At 56.1% G+C, this 681-nt stretch carries 1 protein-coding gene; it reads right to left on the bottom strand.

Annotated elements, in window-relative coordinates; translation table 11 throughout:
* The coding region (locus JF66_RS21330; protein ID WP_369798092.1) for a carbohydrate ABC transporter permease at window positions 1-482 on the bottom strand (482 nt) is incomplete at its 3' end.
* Between the last annotated feature and the right edge of the window lie 199 nt (window positions 483-681).

Below are 681 nucleotides of genomic sequence, written 5' to 3'. Positions count from 1 at the left end.
GAATCCATGAAATTCTTGGTCATGAAGATCGCGATCGGCAAAGAAGAGGCGGCCATGAAGAGGATTGTGCCTGGGATCGAGTCGAGCAGATTGAACTGGACGAACAGGCTGTAGACCGGCACCATGATTGCTGTGATTGGCAGCCCTGTCGCGAAGAGCACTCCGTACATAAACGGCTTGTTGAATCTCGCCTGATAGCGAGAAAGCGGATATGCCGCGAGTAACGCGACGAGGATCGTGATTCCTGCAGTACCCACGGAGATGATGAGGCTATTCCACAGCGGAAGGAACGTGAGTTCGGGAGTGAGAACCGCCGCGAAGTTGTCCAGCGAGAACTCTTCGGGAAGCTTGGTCTGATACGTGGCCTTGTTGTCGACAGACGCGAAAATGAGCCAGCACAGGGGCAGAAGAAAACAGGCGCCGATAACGACGAGAACGACATTTGCAAGAAACCCGATCACGCTCTTTTTGGGGGAGGCCACCGAGACAGGCCGATCGGACCGGAAGATGTCAACCTATGTGAGTCAGTTTCCTTAGGTGGTCATTGAGTTCGTTCCTTCCTTCAGGGGTTCGTTGATCCAGGTGGTGGTCGGGAACGTTGGTGGCTGCGGGACCTTCCGAACGAAGCGTTCCGGGTGGGCGGCATAGGCCGTCGTGAGAACGCGGGCGCGAGCGTGCTGG

The organism is Cryobacterium sp. MLB-32 (assembly GCF_000738085.1).
In the GTDB taxonomy this organism is placed as follows: domain Bacteria; phylum Actinomycetota; class Actinomycetes; order Actinomycetales; family Microbacteriaceae; genus Cryobacterium.
The sequence above is the reverse complement of the archived record's forward strand: the minus strand, read 5'-3'. Positions and strand labels throughout refer to the sequence as shown.